Annotated in this window: 14 protein-coding genes and 4 pseudogenes; 12 read left to right on the top strand and 6 right to left on the bottom strand. The window is 51.5% G+C overall.

The genetic code is table 11. From position 1 onward, the window contains the following. Positions 1-338 precede the first annotated feature (338 nt). The 5 genes and pseudogenes from A31E_RS0121990 (at position 339) to A31E_RS21345 (ending at position 2,835) form a co-directional block, all read left to right on the top strand. Positions 339-1,075: pseudogene (locus tag A31E_RS0121990) on the top strand (DUF1281 domain-containing protein). After that, positions 1,072-1,383, top strand: coding sequence for a hypothetical protein (locus A31E_RS25115; protein ID WP_032157807.1), 312 nt, complete (start codon positions 1,072-1,074; stop codon positions 1,381-1,383). Before A31E_RS0121990 ends, A31E_RS25115 begins: the two are co-directional and overlap by 4 nt. Positions 1,384-1,459: 76 nt before the next feature. Further along, on the top strand, positions 1,460-2,143 hold the full coding sequence (locus tag A31E_RS21335) for a DNA methylase (protein ID WP_016233099.1): 684 nt from the start codon (positions 1,460-1,462) through the stop codon (positions 2,141-2,143). Beyond that, positions 2,144-2,365, top strand: coding sequence for a hypothetical protein (locus A31E_RS21340; protein WP_016233098.1), 222 nt, complete (start codon positions 2,144-2,146; stop codon positions 2,363-2,365). Between the two features lie 13 nt (positions 2,366-2,378). Beyond that, positions 2,379-2,835: pseudogene (locus tag A31E_RS21345) on the top strand (DUF1380 family protein). A 3-nt stretch (positions 2,836-2,838) separates the two neighbouring features. On the opposite strand, the gene tnpC reads toward A31E_RS21345, so the two are convergent. The 3 genes and pseudogenes from tnpC to A31E_RS21360 all read right to left on the bottom strand — a co-directional run. Beyond that, positions 2,839-4,410 (bottom strand): IS66 family transposase, encoded by a 1,572-nt coding sequence (tnpC, locus tag A31E_RS21350; protein WP_016248305.1) that lies wholly within the window; start codon positions 4,408-4,410, stop codon positions 2,839-2,841. 19 nt (positions 4,411-4,429) lie between these two features. Further along, positions 4,430-4,777 (bottom strand): IS66 family insertion sequence element accessory protein TnpB, encoded by a 348-nt coding sequence (gene tnpB / locus A31E_RS21355; protein ID WP_000624622.1) that lies wholly within the window; start codon positions 4,775-4,777, stop codon positions 4,430-4,432. Next, positions 4,777-4,950 (bottom strand): annotated as a pseudogene (locus A31E_RS21360) (IS66 family insertion sequence element accessory protein TnpB); the annotation flags it as partial. The gene tnpB and the pseudogene A31E_RS21360, both read right to left, overlap by 1 nt. A 390-nt stretch (positions 4,951-5,340) precedes the next feature. On the opposite strand from A31E_RS21360, the gene ccdA reads away from it, so the two are divergent. Genes ccdA through A31E_RS21375 form a run of 3 tightly spaced genes read left to right on the top strand, consistent with a single transcriptional unit; the run spans position 5,341 to position 6,673 of the window. Then, positions 5,341-5,559 (top strand): type II toxin-antitoxin system antitoxin CcdA, encoded by a 219-nt coding sequence (gene ccdA, locus A31E_RS21365; RefSeq protein ID WP_000813639.1) that lies wholly within the window; start codon positions 5,341-5,343, stop codon positions 5,557-5,559. A gap of 1 nt (position 5,560) precedes the next feature. Then, positions 5,561-5,866 (top strand): type II toxin-antitoxin system toxin CcdB, encoded by a 306-nt coding sequence (gene ccdB, locus A31E_RS21370; protein WP_016248304.1) that lies wholly within the window; start codon positions 5,561-5,563, stop codon positions 5,864-5,866. Continuing rightward, positions 5,867-6,673, top strand: a complete 807-nt coding sequence (locus A31E_RS21375; RefSeq protein ID WP_016233093.1) for a site-specific integrase — start codon at positions 5,867-5,869, stop codon at positions 6,671-6,673. A gap of 359 nt (positions 6,674-7,032) precedes the next feature. On the opposite strand, the gene msrQ is transcribed toward A31E_RS21375, so the two are convergent. The 3 genes from msrQ to hiuH form a co-directional block, all read right to left on the bottom strand. Further along, positions 7,033-7,668: a protein-methionine-sulfoxide reductase heme-binding subunit MsrQ gene (msrQ, locus tag A31E_RS21380; RefSeq protein WP_016233092.1), complete on the bottom strand. Its 636-nt coding sequence runs from the start codon at positions 7,666-7,668 to the stop codon at positions 7,033-7,035. Continuing rightward, entirely contained in the window at positions 7,669-8,661 is a 993-nt protein-coding gene (gene msrP, locus A31E_RS21385; RefSeq protein ID WP_016233091.1) for a protein-methionine-sulfoxide reductase catalytic subunit MsrP, read from the bottom strand. A gap of 98 nt (positions 8,662-8,759) precedes the next feature. Further along, on the bottom strand, positions 8,760-9,173 hold the full coding sequence (gene hiuH / locus A31E_RS21390) for a hydroxyisourate hydrolase (protein ID WP_016233090.1): 414 nt from the start codon (positions 9,171-9,173) through the stop codon (positions 8,760-8,762). Between the two features lie 131 nt (positions 9,174-9,304). On the opposite strand from hiuH, the gene hprR reads away from it, so the two are divergent. From hprR to A31E_RS21405, 4 genes and pseudogenes are all read left to right on the top strand, one after another. Then, positions 9,305-9,976 (top strand): response regulator transcription factor HprR, encoded by a 672-nt coding sequence (hprR, locus tag A31E_RS21395; protein WP_024188661.1) that lies wholly within the window; start codon positions 9,305-9,307, stop codon positions 9,974-9,976. Beyond that, complete coding sequence (hprS, locus tag A31E_RS21400) at positions 9,976-11,334, top strand: two-component system sensor histidine kinase HprS (protein WP_016233088.1); 1,359 nt, start codon at positions 9,976-9,978, stop codon at positions 11,332-11,334. The genes hprR and hprS overlap by 1 nt, the downstream gene beginning before the upstream one ends. A 108-nt stretch (positions 11,335-11,442) precedes the next feature. After that, positions 11,443-11,696, top strand: a pseudogene (locus tag A31E_RS26310) (peptidase); the annotation flags it as partial. Positions 11,697-12,088: 392 nt separating this feature from the next. Further along, on the top strand, positions 12,089-20,671 hold the full coding sequence (locus tag A31E_RS21405; protein ID WP_016248303.1) for a glycoside hydrolase family 94 protein: 8,583 nt from the start codon (positions 12,089-12,091) through the stop codon (positions 20,669-20,671). Positions 20,672-20,683: the final 12 nt, after the last annotated feature.

The raw sequence follows: 20,683 nt of genomic DNA, 5'->3' as shown, positions 1-20,683 counted from the left end.
CTGGGACCACGGTCCCACTCGTATCGTCGGTCGGATAATCAGTCTGGGACCACGGTCCCACCCGTATTGTTGGTCGGATAATCAGTCTGGGACCATGGTCCCACTTGTATTGTCGGGCAGGTTATCAGCGTGAGACTACAATTCCATTAATGCCTGTCAAGAACAACTATTGACATATCGTTTCAACCCGTAGAACGGAGTAGTCTCGGCGTGCGGCTGTATGGCCACTGTGTCCAGCTTATCCACAGCATTTTTCGCACGGTTCTGTGGACAAAATACCTGGTTACCCAGGCCGAATGTAAGAGGAGAATTCCCATGCAAAACTGGTGCGCCACCGAATGTATTTTTCTGCCGAACTGGCAAAGATTGCTGAGATTAAACGACAGGCCAGTGGTGCAGTCACACCGTTTTATCGCCGCGCCACAGATGAAGGTATTCAGCTGTTTGTGGTCGGAAGTGCCGGACTTCTGCTGACCACTGAAGATATCCGCTCTGAACAGTGCCACGGAGTGAAGGCTGCCGGACGTGGCGTTGTATCGCCGGAGAATATCGCGTTCACCCGCTGGCTGATGCACCTGCAGAACGGTGTGCTACTGGATGAGCAAAACTGCCTAATGCTGCATGAACTCTGGCTGCAGAGTGGTACTGGACAGTGTCGCTGGGAAGGATTACCGGATGATGCCAGGGAAACCATCACCGTGCATTTCACCGCAAAAAGAGGTGACTGGTGTGGCTTCTGGACTAACGAGAATGTATCGGTGTGGTGGAACCGTCTATGTGACAACGTACTGGCGGAAAAACTATGCCGTTTTACTTGTTGACGGTTTTGCCCACCCGCCTGGATGTTGAAGTGAACGGCTTTAACGGTGGTGTTCTGAAAGATGTCCCCTCTGCATATCACTGGTATGCAGAACAGGGCTGTGATTTCTGTGGCTGGCAGTTGTATTAGCGCGGAGAGCTCGTTGATGTGCTGTGGGGGAAACTTGAATGGTCTTCCCCGACAGATGACGATGAGCTGTCGGAAGTCACCGGACCTGCGTGGATAGTCGACAATGTGGCGCATTATGGCGGATGAAGTATGACGGAGACGGGCGGGCAACCACCCGTTTCTTTTCCTGTAAAGGATGTCGCCGGGCTCCTCTTTTTACTGCGCCGGCTGACGCGGCGCGGCAGGAAAGCTGCCTGTGGTCAGTGTCCCGCGTCCGGCGGGCACGAGACGGGCGCTTTTACCGCTCCCGTCTGGTGTCGGTGACAGAGTACGCCAGCCTGTCGCCCTTTTCTGATGAACGCCCTTCAAGCCGCTTTCGCGGCATATTCTCGCCGTCAAAAAGACGACGGCTGCGGTATTCCACGGTCGGCCTGACCTGTTACCGGACGCGGTGAACAGCCCACAGGCAGCGGGGAACGGGCACCACAGGGGGGACCTCCCTGTGCCCTCTGTAAGAGAAGGTGTGCTGTTATGTCCCGTTTTATCCTCGGCAACTGCATCGATGTTATGGCGCGTATCCCTGATAACGCCATTGATTTCATCCTCACTGACCCGCCGTATCTCGTCGATTTCCGTGACCGTTCCGGACGCACCATCGCTGGCGATAAAACCGATAAATGGCTGCAACCGGCCTGTAATGAAATGTATCGCGTACTCAAAAAAGATGCGCTGATGGTGAGCTTCTATGGCTGGAACCGCGTCGATCGCTTTGTGTCCGCCTGGAAAAATTCGGGATTCAGCGTGGTTGGCCACCTGGTCTTCACCAAAAACTACACATCCAAATCTGCGTATGTCGCGTACCGTCACGAATGCGCTTACATCCTGGCAAAAGGACGTCCGGCGCTGCCTCAGAAGCCATTGCCCGACGTGCTGGGCTGGAAATATTCAGGCAACCGCCATCACCCGACGGAAAAGCCCGTTACCAGCCTGCAACCGCTGATTGAGAGCTTCACACACCCGAACGCGATTGTGCTGGACCCGTTTGCAGGCAGCGGCTCAACCTGCGTCGCCGCCCTCCAGTCCGGACGCCGGTATATCGGTATCGAACTGCTTGAGCAGTATCACCGTGCCGGACAGCAACGCCTTGCCGCCGTGCAGCGGGCCATGCAGCAGGGGGCCGCAAATGATGACTGGTTTATGCCGGAGGCTGCGTAAATGAACTATGCCGGACATGAAAAACTTCGCGCCGAAGTGGCGGAGGTGGCCAATGCCATGTGCGACCTGCGTACATCCATGAATGAGATGGAGCGGCGGTACAGCTTTAATGCTGACACCCTGCCGGAACGTCTGGTGCGCCAGACGTTGTTTCGCACAAACCGCCTCCTGATGGAGGCATATACCGACATTCTGGAACTGGATTCCTGCTTCAAAGATTGAGAAGGAGACGAGTATGTACGGAACATGCGAAACACTCTGCCGGGAGCTGGCAGCGCAGTATCCGGGAGACACGCCGCTGATGCTGGTTGTCTGGTCCCCGGAAGAGATTCAGACCCTCGCTGACGGAATGGATATTTCCCTGTCCGATCCTGAAATCAGGACTGTCCTGGCGCGCCTGGAGAAGATCCCGGAAGACCAGCGGATTGAGTCCGGTATTTCTTCCGGCGCGGCGATGGAGATCATCAATAACGTGAGAGAAAACCGCCAGGTGACCGTCCCTGCTGAACTGCTGGCGTCCCTGATTCAGACCGATGAACAGGCATTGTGAAGCGTGAATGGGCCGCCCGTGATAACGGCCTTGCCGTCTCGGATGTGTTACCCGCCGTCAGGCGGTGGTTAATCAGGCCCGCGCCCTGCTGAAAAACAACACACACGAAAACGACGTAAGCGGCTCGCCAGAACCGTATTGATATTTACTGAGAGGTCAGATCAACTTTCCAGGGCAACAGATCGCGTACCCGGTTTGCCGGCCAGTCCTGGATATGCTCAATAACGTAACGCAGCCATTTTTCTGGCTCTACATTGTTCAGATGGCATGTGCCGATCAGCGAGTACAACACCGCCGCATGTTCGCCACCGCTGTCGGAACCCGCGAAGAGCCAGTTTTTCCGGCCTACGGCCACTCCCCGTAAGGCATTCTCTGCAATGTTGTTGTCGATTTCCACCCAGCCATTACTGCAGTACACGTTCAGGGCCTCCCACTGTTTCAGCAGGTATGCGAACGCTTTTGCCGTATCCGAGTGACGCGACAGTGTTTTCATCTGAGTCTGTATCCAGTCATACAGTGACTGCATCAGTGGCGCAGCTCTGGCTTTTCTTGTCGCCAGACGCTGTTCTGCTGAACATCCCCGGACTTCTGCCTCGATGACATACAGTTCACCGATACGCTGCAGGGCTTCCGTGGTGATGTCGGTTGGCACTCTTGCATGCACATCGTGGATTTTTCTCCGGGCATGAGCCATACACGCGGCTTCCGTTATTCTGCCGGATTCGTATAACACCCGGTAACCACCGTAAGCATCGGCCTGAAGCACACCGCTGTAACCGGCCAGATGATTTTGTGGATGGATACCTTTCCGGTCCGGTGAGTACGCGAACCAGACCGCCGGGGGCATCTGTGAACCGGCATTACGGTCATCACGGACGTAGGCCCACAGCCGGGCAGTCCTTGTTTTACCACTGCCCGGCTCCTGGACCGGAACGGGGATATCATCGGCATGGACTTTACCGGGCATCAGCACATACTGGCGCAGGACGTCATACAACGGCTCCAGCAGTTCAGCAACAGCACCTGTCCAGCGCCCCAGTGTGGCACGGCTCAGCTCCACTCCCTGACGACGATATATTTCTGACTGGCGGTATAACGGCAGATGGTCTGCATATTTTCCAGCGACAACATGGGCCAGAAGCCCCGCTCCGGCATAACTGCGTGCAATGGGTTTTGAAGGCACCGGAGCCTGCACGATATGGTCGCACCGACAACAGGCCAGTTTCGGACGTTGTGTTTCGATAACCTTAAAGGCGCTGCTGATAAGCTCCAGTTGCTCTGACACATCACATCCCAGAGAACTGAGTTCGCCACCACAGGCAGGACAGCATTCCTCTTCCGGCCGGATAACCCGGGGTTCACGGGGAAGTGAGGTCGGTAACGGTTTACGGGCTGAAGACTGGCGCAGGGCGGATGGCAGTACCGGATCATACTGCTCACCCAGCGTTTCCGCCATTTCTTCCTGAAGTGCGCTGATTCGCTCCTGTGCTTCCTGTATCTGTCGTTCGGTTTTTGCGCGAAGTTTTTCTGAGCTTTTACCGAACTGCATGCGCTGCAGTTTTGCAACCAGCGCCTTCAGCCGGTTGATTTCAGAAGCATAAGCCGCCACCCGCTGTGAGAGCAGGCAGTTGTATTCGGCCATCTGGCGGATGGTGTCCTGTTGCGTCTGCAACAGTGCCCGCAGGCGGGCATTCTCATGAGCAAGTGAGGTGTCCATATCCTCACTTTACAACGGGTTATATACGGATTCCAGCGCGTTCCGTTCGTTTCGGGTGCTTCCAGTTGATGCCCTCAAGAAGCATGGACAACTGAGCCGGAGTAAGGTGAACCTTTCCATCGCGGGTGACCGGCCAGACGAAGCGGCCCCGCTCCAGGCGTTTGGTGAAGAGGCACAGTCCGTCACTGTCAGCCCACAGCACTTTTATCTGGTCACCCCGGCGTCCGCGGAAGATAAACAGGTGTCCGGAGAACGGGTCATCCTTCAGGACGTTCTGAACTTTTGAGGCCAGGCCGTTAAAGCCATTTCGCATGTCGGTGATACCGGCAACCAGCCAGATACGCGAACCGGCAGGGAGAGATATCATCAGTGGCTGCTCCCTTTCATTTCGCGGATAAGTGTCTGTAATAACGCCGGTGTCAGTTCACCTTTCAGCCTGAGAGTTCCGACCGGCAGAACCAGCTCACAGCACAGACTGTCAGACGGTGTATTTATCTGCTCTGGTTCCTGTGCCGGAGCCGGGATTTTATGTTCAGGATCTTCCTCTCCCCCACACAACGCCACCACCTGTAAGCACAACATGTGGTGCCGGATTCAGCTGCTGATGACACGATATGTTGTGTCATCTCCCTGACCTGTGATGCGTCGCGCAGGGGCGGAAAACAGCGATATGATTATTTCCTCAGCGTGGTACACTTCCGGAAAGTCGTTTATTCAAATAAAGTCGGATCTATATGAAACGGGAATGCGGTAATTACGCTTTGTTTTTATAAGTCAGGTTTTAATTTTTATTTGTTAACATAATGAAAGGTAAAATACATAAGGCTTACTAAAAGCCAGATAACAGTATGTGTATTTACGCGCTGATTTTTGCGGAATAAGAATATATACTGACATGCATACCCGAAGTATGTCAAAAAGAGGTGTGCTATGAAGCAGCGTATTACAGTGACAGTTGACAGCGACAGCTATCAGCTGCTCAAGGCGTATGACGTGAATATCTCCGGTCTGGTCAGTACGACTATGCAGAACGAAGCCCGGCGACTGCGCGCAGAACGCTGGCAGGCTGAAAATCAGGAAGGGATGGCAGAGGTCGCCAGGTTTATTGAAATGAACGGCTCTTTTGCCGATGAGAACAGGGACTGGTGAAATGCAGTTTAAAGTTTACACCTATAAAAGAGAGAGCCGTTATCGTCTGTTTGTGGATGTACAGAGTGATATTATTGACACGCCCGGGCGACGGATGGTGATCCCCCTGGCCAGTGCACGTCTGCTGTCAGATAAAGTCTCCCGTGAACTTTATCCGGTGGTGCATGTCGGGGATGAAAGCTGGCGCATGATGACCACCGATATGGCCAGTGTGCCGGTCTCCGTTATCGGGGAAGAAGTGGCTGATCTCAGCCACCGCGAAAGTGACATCAAAAACGCCATTAACCTGATGTTCTGGGGAATATAAATGTCAGGCTCCGTTATACACAGCCAGTCTGCAGTCATGGTACCGGCAGTGTATTCTGCCGGACAGCCTGCATCGCTGCCTGTTGCCATTGATTATCCTGCAGCTCTGGCACTCCGCCAGATGTCGATGGTACATGATGAACTGCCAAAATATCTGCTGGCTCCAGAAGTGAGTGCCCTGCTCCATTACGTCCCGGATCTGCGCCGCAAGATGCTGCTGGCCACACTGTGGAACACCGGAGCACGCATTAATGAAGCACTGGCGCTGACGCGGGGAGATTTTTCGCTTGCGCCTCCGTATTCGTTTGTGCAGCTTGCGACCCTGAAACAACGGACCGAAAAAGCTGCCAGGACGGCAGGAATAATGCCCGCCGGTCAGCAGACTCACCGGCTGGTTCCGCTCTCTGACTCCTGGTACGTCAGCCAGCTGCAGACGATGGTGGCAACACTGAAAATACCCATGGAGCGGCGTAACCGTCGCACAGGAAGGACAGAGAAAGCGCGGATCTGGGAAGTGACGGACAGAACGGTCAGGACCTGGATTGGGGAAGCGGTTGCCGCCGCTGCCGCTGATGGTGTGACGTTCTCTGTCCCGGTCACGCCACATACGTTCCGCCATTCCTATGCGATGCACATGCTGTATGCCGGTATACCGCTGAAGGTCCTGCAGAGCCTGATGGGGCATAAGTCCATCAGCTCAACGGAGGTCTACACGAAGGTGTTTGCGCTCGATGTGGCTGCACGGCACCGGGTGCAGTTTTCGATGCCGGAATCTGATGCGGTTTCGATGCTGAAACAATTATCCTGAGAATAAATACTCTGGCCTGTATATGGGAAATGTCTCAAGTCTCCCCTAGGATGGGAGACAGACTTGGTTATTTCTTCATACTAACAATGGTGATTATTGTCTTATATCACTGACGCTGGCAACTCCGACTACGCAAAGAAGCATTATCATCGCTGATTGGGCGCATGGCATTGCAGGACGGAAGGACGACCGCACAGACTTACGTCGGGCTTCGGCGGTTTTCTCCTGCGCCATATGAAATCACAGCATACCGTCTTACATGCCATTGACGCACATTGTTTAGGTTATCCAGTTGGACAACACCATTAAATATTTACTGCCAGCTCACGTAACCTAAGTGTCTGCAGGAGACGCACAGATTATGTTGTAATTTTGTGGTGAAACAACTTCTGTAACTTTTTGAACAGAGAAAACCATTTATTATGACGCAAGCCTAAAAGTAGCAACACTAGGACAGCGTAATTTACTGATTGCATTGAGATAATCTTTAATGACCACAGATAATGTATGGGGGCCAGGATCGCGATAAGATAGACGAAGTTATGCAATTGTTGCCAGCGTTTGCCTAAGCTTCGCTGCATCGCCTGCGTGGAAGTGAATGTTAAAGCCAGTAAAATCAGCCAACTGATAATTCCGAGCGTTAAATAAGGTCGGGTGATTAATTCCTGACCCAATAACGTCAGATTATTCACTCCCAGCTCCAGCAAGGCATAACTGGTTAAGTGCAGCGTTGCCCAGGCGAAACACCATAAACCCAACAGGCGGCGAGTGCGAATCAATAATGGTTGTTTAGCGTAGCGCGCCAGCGGTGTAACCAACAAGGTCGCCAGCAAGAATTTCAGCGCAGTCCGACCGGTAAAATGCTGAATATCTTTCACCGGATCGGCACTTAATCCACCGTGGTTAATTGCCCACATCAGCCAGACAAACGGCAAAAATCCGGCAAGATGCAGGCAAACTTTCAGCCATGTCACTTGTTTTGCTGTCAGTCGCACTTAGAAATTCTCCCGTAAATCCAGTCCACGATAAAGCGACGCCACTTGATCGGCGTATCCGTTAAACAACAGCGTTGGCTGACGTTGTACATCAAGAATGCCACCTGAACCGATAAACCGTTCGGTAGCCTGCGACCAACGGGGATGATCAACATGTGGATTGACGTTGGCATAAAAGCCGTATTCATCGGGCGCAGCCAGATTCCAGGTGGTTGGCGGACGCTCCCGGGTCAGCTTAATACTGACTATCGATTTAATCCCTTTAAAGCCATATTTCCACGGCACAATCAGCCGTACCGGTGCGCCATTTTGCGGCGGTAACGCCTTGCCATAAACACCAACGGTCATCAGTGTGAGCGGATGCATCGCTTCGTCGAGACGTAATCCTTCTATATAAGGATATTTCAGGCCGCCGCCAATAAACCGGTCCTGCTGGCCTGGCATCTGTTCCGGCGCATAAATGGTTTCGAAGGCGACGTATTTCGCGTTACTGGTCGGTTCTGCCAGTGCCAGCAATTTGTGCAGCGGAAAACCAATCCACGGCACCACCATCGACCATGCTTCTACACAACGCATACGATAAATCCGTTCTTCCAGCGGGAAACGACGAGTCAGTGCATCATGATCGAGGGTTAACGGTTTAGCGACTTCACCGCTGATTTTCAACGTCCACGGATCAGTTTTCAGACTGCCGGCATTGGCCGCTGGATCGGCTTTATCCAGTCCGAACTCATAGAAGTTGTTATAGCCAGAAACTTTATCTTCCGGCGTCAGTGGCAGGTTATTTTGCCAGGCGGCAGGCTTGCTGAATTCTAATGGCTTTCCGGTTGGTGCGGATGGGCGATCGTTCCCTTTAAACCAGCTAAGCACATCCGCATGGGCGGCGTTTGGTAAAGAGAGGGCTGCAGCGCTGATACCTAATGCTTTCAGAACTTGCCGACGTTGCATAAAAAAAGCCGACTCGGCGGTAATATCAGATTCTTTTAATTTCATAATTCATCACGATTTTTTGTTATTTATCAGCAAGAGCTAACCTGTCAGGAAAAGCCTTTCCTGACAGAAGCAGAGATATGCATCTATATATTTATGAATTAACTTCCACGATATGTTGAATATCCATATTGACTGAGCAATAAAGGCACATGATAATGTTCATTCAGTTTATTAATATGAAATTCAACGGGGATCTCAGGAAAGAAACTTTCAAGATTTTGTTGCTTGAAATAGTCCCCGGTTTTAAATATGACACGATAATCGCCCGTGGTCGCAGTTTGTTCGGGCCACAGCGCCTTAATTCGTCCATCTTTATCTGTTTTAGCGGTATTAATTTGTAACCAATTATTATCCGTTTTCTTTTCAAGAGTGACTGTCACATCGGCAGCAGGTTTTCCTGTTTGCTGGTTCAAAATATGCACGCTAAGAATGTTTTGTTGTGTGGCATAAACCAAAGACGGTAATGAGAATGTAGCCGTTGCCACCGAGAGTAGTAAATAACGCTTTAACATTTTTATATCCTTATCATGTGAATGAGCTTTGAGGATAGCGAAAAAACGTCTGGGTAACCTTACAGCAGAATTACAATTTTGTAATGAACCAGGCTGTTTCTAAAATATATGATTTATGGCATATTATTTTCATGAAGATTCTACTTATTGAAGATAATCAAAGAACCCAGGAATGGGTAACGCAAGGGCTTTCAGAAGCGGGTTATGTCATTGATGCCGTTTCTGATGGCAGAGATGGGCTTTATTTTGCGCTGAAGGATGATTATGCATTGATCATTCTGGATATTATGCTTCCTGGTATGGATGGCTGGAAGATCTTACAAACGTTACGAACGGCAAAGCAAACCCCCGTTATTTGCCTTACAGCACGGGATTCTGTCGATGACAGAGTCAGAGGGCTGGACAGTGGGGCAAATGATTATCTGGTAAAACCCTTTTCATTTTCTGAGTTGCTGGCAAGGGTTCGGGCACAATTAAGGCAACATCACGCCCTGAATTCAACATTAGAAATCAGCGGGTTAAGGATGGACTCTGTCAACCAAAGTGTAAGTAGAAACAATATCAGTATTACTCTGACGCGCAAGGAGTTTCAGTTACTTTGGCTACTGGCCTCCAGAGCTGGCGAAATTATACCCAGAACGGTTATTGCGAGTGAAATTTGGGGAATCAATTTCGATAGTGATACCAATACGGTGGATGTTGCCATTCGCAGGCTCCGCGCAAAAGTTGATGATCCTTTTCCTGAAAAACTAATCACCACAATCCGGGGGATGGGGTATTCATTCGTAGTGGTAAAAAAATAATGAAAAGATTATCTATAACCATCCGTTTAACCTTGCTTTTTATATTACTGCTGTCTGTAGCTGGCGCTGGAATTGTATGGACTCTCTATAATGGCTTGGCAAGTGAGTTGAAATGGCGCGATGATACAACGCTCATTAACCGGACAGCGCAGATCAAGCAGTTGCTAATTGATGGAGTAAATCCAGACACTTTACCAGTGTACTTTAACCGGATGATGGATGTTAGCCAGGATATCTTGATTATTCATGGTGATGGCATCAATAAAATTGTTAACCGAACAAATGTCAGTGATGACATGTTAAATAACATACCTGCGACTGAGACAATCAGCGCACCTGGCATTTACAGAAGTATTATTAATGATACAGAGATAGATGCTTTGCAAATTAATATTAATGAAATTTCGCCAGTATTAACGGTTACTGTGGCTAAATTGGCTTCAGCAAGACATAACATGCTTGAACAGTATAAAATCAATAGCATTATAATTTGCATTGTCGCCATTATATTGTGCTCGGTACTTAGCCCGCTGTTAATCAGAACGGGATTACGAGAGATCAAAAAGTTAAGTGGTGTAACTGAAGCATTGAATTATAACGATACCCGTGAACCTGTTGAGGTTAGCGCACTACCGAGTGAACTAAAACCTCTTGGACAGGCGCTGAATAAAATGCATCATGCTTTAGTAAAAGATTTTGAACGCCTTAGTCAATTTGCTGACGATCTCGCTCATGAACTTAGAACGCCAATTAATGCATTACTTGGTCAGAATCAGGTCACGCTCAGTCAAACAAGAAGTATCGCTGAATATCAAAAAACAATCGCTGGAAACATTGAAGAGCTGGAAAATATTTCGCGATTAACAGAGAATATACTTTTTCTTGCCAGAGCAGATAAAAACAATGTTTTGGTGAAACTGGATTTGCTTTCTCTCAATAAGGAAGTTGGAAATTTGTTAGACTATCTTGAATATCTCTCAGACGAGAAAGAGATTCGTTTTAAGGTCGAGTGCAATCAGCAAATCTTTGCGGATAAAATTTTACTACAACGAATGTTATCGAATCTTATTGTTAACGCTATTCGATATTCACCGGAAAAATCGCTCATTCATATAACCAGTTTTCTTGATTTCAACGGATATCTTAATATTGATATCGCCAGTCCAGGAAAGAAAATTAATGAGTCGGAAAAAATCTTCCGCAGGTTTTGGCGGGGAGATAACTCGCGTCATTCCGCAGGTCAGGGACTTGGTCTTTCTTTAGTCAAAGCGATTGCCGAATTGCATGGGGGAAGCGCCACATATCACTATATAAATGAAAATAATGTATTTCGAATCGCCTTACCACAAAAATATTAATTTATGACAACAATTTATCTTTTGGGGGTGGCATATATTCTAAATGTGAAGGCGAAAACTGTCGCTGCAGGGGGAAATCTGGCAGGATGACAGTTGGCTGCCTGCTGCATAAGCGCCGTTTATCACTGCCTGGCAGACACTTCAGGCGACGGCGGTTACATACGACAGTTATTTACCGATTGCTGTCTGACAGTTTTTCTGTCCCTGCCACCGATTATGCTGAGCAGGAACTGGAGCGGAACAGCTATTGCATCAGCAGACCTGCAGCCACCTTCTTTCTGCGCGCCAGCGGTGAATCGATGAACCAGGCTGGCATGTACTTCCCATTGTATCTGATACTGGAGGCAGGTCACTTTCCTGAGTTTTAATGCATCAAAATAAACAGATTAAAACTTAACCGCATGTGATATGTGAAGCACTTTCATTGCCGGGGTAATGGTTATGTCTATAATCAATCACGCAATGAAATTTTTCAGTGGTGCGTCTACCGCCACCGGCTCTGTTTGTGGCTTAAAATCAGTACAACTGTTGTCAAAATCCGGCTCAACCAAACCATGCCTTGCCCCGGATGTAAGGCTCTGTTTATCTCCCGACGCTAGTCCCAACCAAAACAGCACTCAGAGCCCATACTCTATACTTAAGTTAAATTCCGGCAACTGCTAAATCCCTGATGCCTGACGCCCATCCTGAGAGAACGTTTCTGAACTGATTTTGCAACTGCTCCTGCGCGCTAACGTTGCATCAGAGCAATGCTATGAAAATGAACCCCAGAGCGTGGTTTAACCGCTCCCGTATCCCAATGAATGCTTCCGAATACATAACGTTTTCGGTGAATGACCCCGCAAGCGAAAGCATTCCGCGGTCTGAACTCTTTTCGACCGTCCAGATGGAACGCTACGGCCAGAAGCTGGCGCGGACTCATAAAGTATCACCGGATAAGCATCCTTATTATCTTCTGAAACGGCTTGGCGACAATGAGGCCGTCATTACCCAAAACTGCTATGAGCTTAACGCGGGTAAAAAGACCAGTATCATGCCCGCGGGTGAATGGTTGCTGGACAATTATTATCTGATTGAGGAACAAATCCGCACAGTCCGCCAGCACTTGCCGAAAAGCTTTGGAAAAGGTCTCCCGTCGCTGGTATCGCCACTGAATTGTCCACGAATTTATCATATCGCATCAGAGGCAGTTGCTCACGGTGATGGTCGCTGGGATGCCGCGAGCCTGACCAGCTATCTCACTGCCTATCAAAAGGTGACACCGCTGACGCTGGGTGAAGTCTGGGCGTTGCCGGGAATGCTGCGCCTTGCGCTGATTGAAAATCTTCGTCGTATCAGTATGGAAGTGATAAAAGCGCAGCGGGACAGAAACCTTGCTGATACGTGGATAACAAGGATTGTCGAATGCGCAGAGAGTGCGCCTGGTGATTTAATCATGGTGGTTGCCGATATGGCGCGCTCCCGACCTCCGTTAACCAGTGCGTTTGTCGCAGAACTGGTGCGGCGCCTGCAGGGGCATGGCAACGCGCTGTCGTTACCTCTGACCTGGGTTGATCAGTGCCTTCGGGAACAGGGGATCACCACTGACGTTCTCATACATAGTTTCAATCAGCAGCTTGCCGCCAGCCAGCTGTCCGTCAGTAACAGCGTCGCGGGCCTGCGTTTATTGAGTGAAACGGACTGGGCTGATTTCGCCGAAACGATAAGCGTTGTCGAACAGGCATTACGTAATGATCCTGCTGGCATCTATCCCCGGATGCACTTCAATACCCGGGATCATTACCGGCACGTAGTTGAGGTTCTGGCCAGAGACAACGGTCTCAGCGAGCTTGAGGTTGCTGAGAGGGTGCTTGCGCTTTCAGAGGAAAAAGTGCCCGATAAACCGGAACATCATGTTGGTTATTATCTTGCGGGCGAAGGTCGACAGGCGCTGGATATTCATCTCCTGGCAGACGCCTCAAGGCTCATACGCTTGCGGCACAGTTTCAACAGAATAACCCTGCTGTCATGGCTTGGCAGCCTGGCGTTGCTGACAACCGCAGCGACCGCAGCAATATTGCACGAAACCGCCATGCAGGGCGCAGACTGGCTATTGATCGCGGTGATATTACCTCTGATTATCGCATTAACTCAGTTAATGAGCGATTTGCTCAGTGATGCAACCACCCGTTTTCGCGTACCTCGCCCCTTGCCGGGGATGGATTTTTCAGCCGGTATTCCCGCTGACAGTGCCACCATGTTAGTCATTCCCTGCATGCTGACCAGCCACGAAAGTTTCAGCCAGCTCCTCACCAGTCTTGAAGTTTGCTGGTTGGGGAATGAAAACGAAAATCTTAGGTTCGCGCTGCTCACAGACTTCGCTGATTCTGAAAATGAACCCTCGCCGGAAAGTCACGCGCTGCTCAGAAAGGCTATCGCCGATACGCAGGCGCTTAATCGCCGCTACCCCTCCGGCCGACCACGTTTTTATCTGTTACATCGTCAGCCTGAATGGAACCCCTCGGAAGGAGCGTGGATGGGCTATGAACGCAAGCGGGGAAAACTGGCGTTATTGAACAGCTGGTTGCGACATCCCGGAATGCAATTCGTCAGCGTTGCAGACATGCCTGCCCATCTTTTACCGGGCCACATAAAATACGTCATTACCCTGGACAGCGATACGGTGCTACCGCGCGATACGGCACACAAACTCGTCGCGACGATGGCGCATCCGCTGAATACGCCTGAGTATGATCCGGTACGCCAGAGGGTTGTCAAAGGATTCGGTATTTTACAGCCCGGTCTTGCGGAGGAGATACCACGCAACGGTCAGGGGCGTTACGCAGCCCTGCGCAGCAGCGTACCGGGCAATAACCCTTATTCGATGATGTCTTCGGATATCTATCAGGATCTCTTTGGGGAAGGCTCGTTTGTGGGTAAAGGGATTTACGATGTTGATATTTTTATGCAGGCCACTACCAACATCTGCCCGGAAAATCTGGTACTCAGCCACGATCTGCTTGAAGGATGCTATGCACGTTCGGGTCTGCTGAGCGAGGTGTTACTGTACGAACAGTACCCTAATTATTATCTGTCGGATGTTGCACGACGTTCACGCTGGATCCGGGGTGACTGGCAACTGCTTAACTGGCTAAAACCACGCGTAAGAAAAGCCGATGGAACCCGGGTCAGGAATCCGCTGACCGCGCTTTCTTACTGGAAATTACTCGATAATCTACGTCGCAGTCTGGTCGCCCCCTCCTTACTGGTATTGCTGTTCTTCACTCTGCTTTGGGTACCCAATCCGTTTTACTGGCTGGGCATACTGTTGCTGATATGGCTGTTGCCAACCATCCTCTGCATTAGCCATGACCTTCTGCATAAACCTCTGCGTCGCCGCGTGAAACCGCATCTGTTACTGGTGGGGGCGGGCGCGATAAAGCGTCTGTCAGGTATCAGCCTTAATTTTGCGATACTGCCGCACGAAGCCGGATATTCGTTGAAAGCGATCGCCGTGACGCTATGGCGACTGGGGATAAGCAGGCGTCACCTCAGCCAGTGGGTCAGCCACAGCCAGGACAGCAGTCAGGCCAGATCCACCGTTGCATGTTTTTATCAGGCGATGTGGCTGAACGTTGCCAGTGGCGTGTCGCTGACAATACTGACCGGACAATTTGCCCCCCAACTGCTGTGGATTGCGTTACCGATCGGTTTGGTATGGTGTGTGGCCCCGCTGCTGCTGCGCTGGCTGAGTCACCAGCCCGTGCGTAAGGTTTTTTCGCCAACTCAGGAACAAAAACAGCTGTTACGCCAGACAAGCCGTGAAATCTGGGCTTTTTTTGAAACATTTGCCACAGCAAAAGAGAACTGGCTTCCGCCTGATAATTATCAGGAAATACCACAACCGACGGTGGCACACCGAACTTCTCCTACTAATATTGGCCTTTCACTTATGGCTAACCTGACGGCATGGGACTTTGGCTACCTTCCTGGCGGAGAGGTGCTCCGGCGCGTGTCGCTCACACTCGACACGCTGGATAAATTGGAGCACTACCGGGGCCATCTCTACAACTGGTATGACACCCGTACGCTGGTTCCCCTCAGTCCACGCTATATCTCCAGCGTTGACAGCGGCAACATGGCCGGGCATTTGTTGACCCTGCGTGCAGGCCTGTCTGCCATGCGTCATCAGCCTGTTTTAAGCAGCCAACAGATACTGGCAGGACTGAACGATACGCTGGATATTCTGGAAAAACAGTGGGCTAAGAACCCACCTGACAGCCTGAGACTGCTGCGTAAGCATTGCCTGAATGCGGTGTCGCTCTCTCCGCAGGCGTTTATCAGCGAACTGAAAAGCATGCGCACCCAGTGCAACCATCTGACCAGCGCATGTCATCAGGGAGCTTCTCTTCAGATGCGCTGGGCTGGACATCTGGAGCATCAACTGGTTCAGCTTTGCCATGAGTGGTCTCTGTTGCTTGGCTGGTTACCTGTATCCTGGAATGAACAGACGCTGCCGACGCTGAGCGAGCTTGCCCGTCTGACATTAACCGATACAGAAACGCCTCCGGCGTCAGTGGCGGAGCAGGCCCGAATGCGACTCAATATTATCACCGAGCTGGAACAGCGCTTGGATGAGCATGCCCGGATGGATTTCGCCTTTCTGTACAGTGAAGCCACCAGTCTGCTCAGCGTCGGTTATAACTGTGACACGAATACGCCTGACAAGAGCCACTACGATCTCCTGCCGTCTGAAATCCGCCTGACCAGTTTTCTTGCCATTGCGACTAATCAGTTGCCTCTTAAAAGCTGGTACGCGCTGGGTCGATTGTTTACCACGATTGATAATGAAACTGCCCTGATGTCATGGAGCGGATCCATGTTTGAATATCTGATGCCAAATCTGGTGATGCCCACCTGGCCCGGCAGCCTGCTCGATGAAATGAGTCAGTCGGCGGTTATGCGCCAGATTCACTGGGGGAAAGAACGCGGGGTACCATGGGGTGTTTCAGAGTCTGGCTATCATGCTTTTGATGTTCAGCATAATTATCAGTATCAGGCATTTGGCGTACCGGGGCTCGGTCTGCGCAGGGGACTTGCCGATGACATGGTTGTTGCTCCTTACGCCACGCTGCTGGCGCTGATGGTTTCCCCACAGAGAGCCTGTGAGAACCTGTTCAGGATGCAAAAAAATGGTGCACGCGGAGAATACGGTTTTTATGAAGCGCTGGACTATACCCCCTCACGTCTTGCAACCGGTCAGCTCTATGCGGTGGTACAGTCTTGGATGGCGCATCACCAGGGTATGGCATTTCAGGCGTTGGCTCATGTACTGCTTGACGCTCCCATGACTGAACGCTTTATGTCCAGCACGGTATTCCGGTCAGCGAGTCTGCTGTTACAGGAGCGCGTGCCGGATGCGGTCGATCTGTACAGTCCGCGCCGTCATTTTGAATCTCATGAGGGCAGGGTCAAACCCGTTCGCTATGAACCCCGTATTTTCTATAGCGTGGATACCCCCGCCCCGGATATTCAACTCCTGTCCAACGGCCATTATCATCTGATGTTGACCGCGGGCGGCGGTGGTTACAGTCGCTGGAATGATATCGCACTGACGCGCTGGCGCAGTGATGCCACCCGTGATAACTGGGGAGCATTCTGCTACATCCGCGATACCCAGACGGGTGATGTGTGGAGCAATACCTGGCAACCAACAGGCTACACCAGCGGACAAGACGAGGAAGTGTTGTTCATCGATGCGGGGGCAGAATTCAGACGCAGCTTCGGGGGACTCAGCCTCAAAACTCAGGTGGTGATCTCTCCGGAGGATGATGTTGAATTGCGACGGCTCACGCTGATCCATCGTGGTCGCAAGCCTCGCTCTCTGGAGCTGACAACCTATGCTGAAGTGGTACTGGCACCTGATGCCAGCGATCTGGCACACCCGGCATTCAGCAATTTGTTTATTCAGACTGAGCTGGCTCCTGAGCGTGACGCTATTCTTTGCCACCGGCGCCCGTGCTCACCGGATGAACCGGCCCCTTGCCTGTTTCACATGATGGTGGTGCACGGCGATAACCGACATAACGTGTCGTTTGAAACGGACAGGGCAAGGTTTATTGGACGTGGCAGAAACCCTGCGAATGCACAGGCAATAGAGGCGGGAGGGATGCTAGGCAACACGTCGGGCTCGGTGCTGGATCCGATACAGGCAATTCGCAACGCCATCATTCTGCAGCCGGGGCAGCCGGTTACGATTGATATCATTTATGGCATCAGCGAGACCCGTCAGCAGAGCCTGGCGTTGCTGGAGAAATATCGCGATTACCCTATCGCCGATCGCGTCTTTGAACTGGCTTGGTCTCACAGTCTGGTGGTATTGCGCCAGATGAACGCCAGTGAAGATGATGCCACGTTGTTCAATAGTCTCGCCAGCGCTGTGCTTTACCCTGTCCAGGAGCTGCGCGCCGAAGGCCAGGCGATCGTCCGCAACCGGCGTGGCCAGTCCGGACTGTGGGGCTGGGCAATTTCAGGGGATCTGCCGATAGTGCTGCTGAGTATAACCAGCGAGGAAAGTATCACCTTAGTGACCACACTGATTCAGGCACACCGTTACTGGAGGCAGAAAGGGCTGGATGTTGATTTGGTTATCCTGAATAACAGTCCTGGCGGCTACCAGCAGGGATTACAAAATCAGATTATGGAGTTAATTTATGCCGGGTCTGAAGCCAGTCTGCTGGATAAAAAGGGTGGGCTTTTTGTCCGCAACGGTGAGCATCTCTCCGCTGAGGATAAGTTGCTTTTGATGAGCGTGGCCTGTCTTTATTTTGATGATCGCGCAGGGGGGATTAATGAGCAGCTTAACCAGCGTATTCATACCCTGAAATCGCTGGCAAGGGCATTCATTCCGCGTGCTGTGCGCGAGCGTAATCAACATACGGACTGGAGCCCTGATACCAGTCAGCTATGCCATTTCAATGGATACGGTGGATTTTCTCAGGATGGGCGGGAGTATCAGATCGTCCTTCGGGAAAATGCGCTTACACCGGCTCCCTGGTCGAACATACTGGCAAATTCCCGTTTTGGCAGCGTGATTTCAGAGGCAGGGCAGGCCTATACCTGGTATGAGAATGCCCATGAATACCGGTTGACGCCGTGGGAGAACGATCCGGTGAGCGATCGCAGCGGCGAGGCATTTTACCTGCGCGATGAAGAGAGCGGGGAGTGCTGGTCGCCGACGGCTTTACCTGTTCGCGGACACGGTGATTACCTGACCCGCCATGGTTTTGGCTACAGCGTTTTTGCCCATCGTGAGAGTGGTATAGACAGCGAGTTGACGGTCCTGGTTGCTGAAGAAGAGCCAGTTAAACTGGTGCTCCTGACGCTCAGTAACTCTTCGGGGCGGACACGTCAACTATCCGTCACAGGCTATGTAGAGTGGACGCTCGGAGAAACACGAACGCGCTCAGCCCCTCACATTGTGACACATGTGGCCAGAACGCCCGGCGGCTGCGGGGTGCTTGCGAATAACTTTTATGGTGATAATGGTGGCGGCCGAACTGCATTTTTTGCCGTCAGCGGTAATGGCTGTTCTCTGACAGGGGACCGCCGGGAGTTTATTGGCCGTAATGGTTCCCTTCACGCCCCGTCGGCCATGAAACTGCAAAAGCTTTCTGGTAAGACGGGGGCCGCTCTGGATCCCTGCGGAGCGGTGCAATCGGCGGTTACATTAATTGACGGGGACCAGAGGACGTTTATTTTTATCCTCGGCGCAGAGGAGAATGATGTTTGTGCACAGGAGACGCTGGCCCGCTACATGAATGAGGATACGGTCCGCCAGGAGCTGAACCGGATTCATAATCACTGGCACAATGTGCTCGATAAAATCGTAGTTAATACCCCCGACACGTCCGTAAATTTACTGGTTAACGGCTGGCTGTTGTATCAGACGGTAGCCTGTCGTCTTATGGCACGGAGTGGTTACTATCAGTCTGGCGGTGCATTTGGTTTTCGCGATCAGCTGCAGGATACGCTGGCACTGAACCACGCTGCTCCGGACCGGATGCGTGAACAGATAATACTCTGTGCATCACGGCAGTTTATCGAGGGGGATGTGCAGCACTGGTGGCACCCTCCACACGGCAACGGTGTGCGTACCCGCTGTTCCGATGACTATCTTTGGCTTCCGCTTGCTGTTTGCCACTATGTTGAAACGACGGGGGATATGGATGCACTGGAAATACGCATTCCTTATCTGGAGGGATGCCCGCTTCAGCCTGGTGAAGAGTCTGTCTATGACACGCCGGTCATCAGCGGCACCGAAGAGACACTCTGGTTACACTGCGTCAAAGCTATTCACTATGGACTTCGCTTCGGGGAGCATGGCCTGCCGCTGATGGGGGCTGGTGACTGGAATGACGGGATGAACCGGGTGGGTATCGAAGGCAAAGGTGAAAGCGTCTGGCTGGGCTTCTTCCTGTACGACATTTTGCAGCGGTTTGCAGCGCTGGCGGATCGCAGGCTGGATGAAAGCGTCGCCGCGATGTGCCGTTCACAGGCTCTGCGCCTGCAAAGTAATCTCGAAGCCCACGCCTGGGATGGGGAATGGTACCGGCGTGGGTATTTTGACGATGGTACTCCCCTGGGATCGAAAACCTCACAGGACTGCCGGATTGATGCGATTGCGCAGAGCTGGTCTGTATTGTCCGGCGCCGCGAGCCCGGGGCGGTGCGCAAAGGCCATGCAGGCGCTGGATAAGCACCTTGTGGATAACGAAGGAGGGCTGATCAAACTGTTAACGCCTCCTTTTGACGGACACGGTCCAAATCCGGGCTACATACAGGGGTACCTGCCCGGTGTGCGGGAAAATGGAGGGCAGTATACGCATGGCGCCATCTGGGCAGTGATGGCCTTTGCCCGAATGGGGAATGCCGAACGAGCCTGGCAACTCTGGTCAATGCTCAACCCTGTAAATCATACCCTGAATGCGGGTCTGGTCGGGATTTATAAAGCTGAGCCTTATGTTATGAGTGCTGATGTCTACAGCGTCGCTCCCCATACCGGACGTGCAGGGTGGAGCTGGTATACCGGTTCCGCAGGCTGGGCCTGGCGTTTACTTACCGAGGAATTACTGGGGATAAAACGTTCCGGCACTGACTTTAGTGTTCATGCCCGGTTTCCGGATGAGTGGTCGTCTTTTTCTATGGCATATCAATATGGTGACAGCCATTATCAGATTAGTGTTTCACGTGGCGATGCAGAATATTGCGTGACGCTGGATGGTGTTCTCCTCCCTGATGACAGAATACCGCTGAAGGATGATGGACAAAACCATACGGTTGAGATCATTCAGAACTGACACTGATCCCGG

This window comes from Escherichia sp. KTE159, assembly GCF_000408805.1.
GTDB classification, from domain to species: Bacteria; Pseudomonadota; Gammaproteobacteria; order Enterobacterales; family Enterobacteriaceae; genus Escherichia; species Escherichia marmotae.
The sequence above is the reverse complement of the archived record's forward strand: the minus strand, read 5'-3'. Positions and strand labels throughout refer to the sequence as shown.

Coding starts and splice junctions, on each gene's coding strand:
- A31E_RS25115 (WP_032157807.1), top strand. CDS start 1,072: ATGAAGTATGACGGAGACGGGCGGGCAACCACCCGTTTCTTTTCCTGT.
- A31E_RS21335 (WP_016233099.1), top strand. CDS start 1,460: ATGTCCCGTTTTATCCTCGGCAACTGCATCGATGTTATGGCGCGTATC.
- A31E_RS21340 (WP_016233098.1), top strand. CDS start 2,144: ATGAACTATGCCGGACATGAAAAACTTCGCGCCGAAGTGGCGGAGGTG.
- tnpC (WP_016248305.1), bottom strand. CDS start 4,410: ATGGACACCTCACTTGCTCATGAGAATGCCCGCCTGCGGGCACTGTTG.
- tnpB (WP_000624622.1), bottom strand. CDS start 4,777: ATGATATCTCTCCCTGCCGGTTCGCGTATCTGGCTGGTTGCCGGTATC.
- ccdA (WP_000813639.1), top strand. CDS start 5,341: ATGAAGCAGCGTATTACAGTGACAGTTGACAGCGACAGCTATCAGCTG.
- ccdB (WP_016248304.1), top strand. CDS start 5,561: ATGCAGTTTAAAGTTTACACCTATAAAAGAGAGAGCCGTTATCGTCTG.
- A31E_RS21375 (WP_016233093.1), top strand. CDS start 5,867: ATGTCAGGCTCCGTTATACACAGCCAGTCTGCAGTCATGGTACCGGCA.
- msrP (WP_016233091.1), bottom strand. CDS start 8,661: ATGAAATTAAAAGAATCTGATATTACCGCCGAGTCGGCTTTTTTTATG.
- hiuH (WP_016233090.1), bottom strand. CDS start 9,173: ATGTTAAAGCGTTATTTACTACTCTCGGTGGCAACGGCTACATTCTCA.
- hprR (WP_024188661.1), top strand. CDS start 9,305: ATGAAGATTCTACTTATTGAAGATAATCAAAGAACCCAGGAATGGGTA.
- hprS (WP_016233088.1), top strand. CDS start 9,976: ATGAAAAGATTATCTATAACCATCCGTTTAACCTTGCTTTTTATATTA.
- A31E_RS21405 (WP_016248303.1), top strand. CDS start 12,089: ATGAAAATGAACCCCAGAGCGTGGTTTAACCGCTCCCGTATCCCAATG.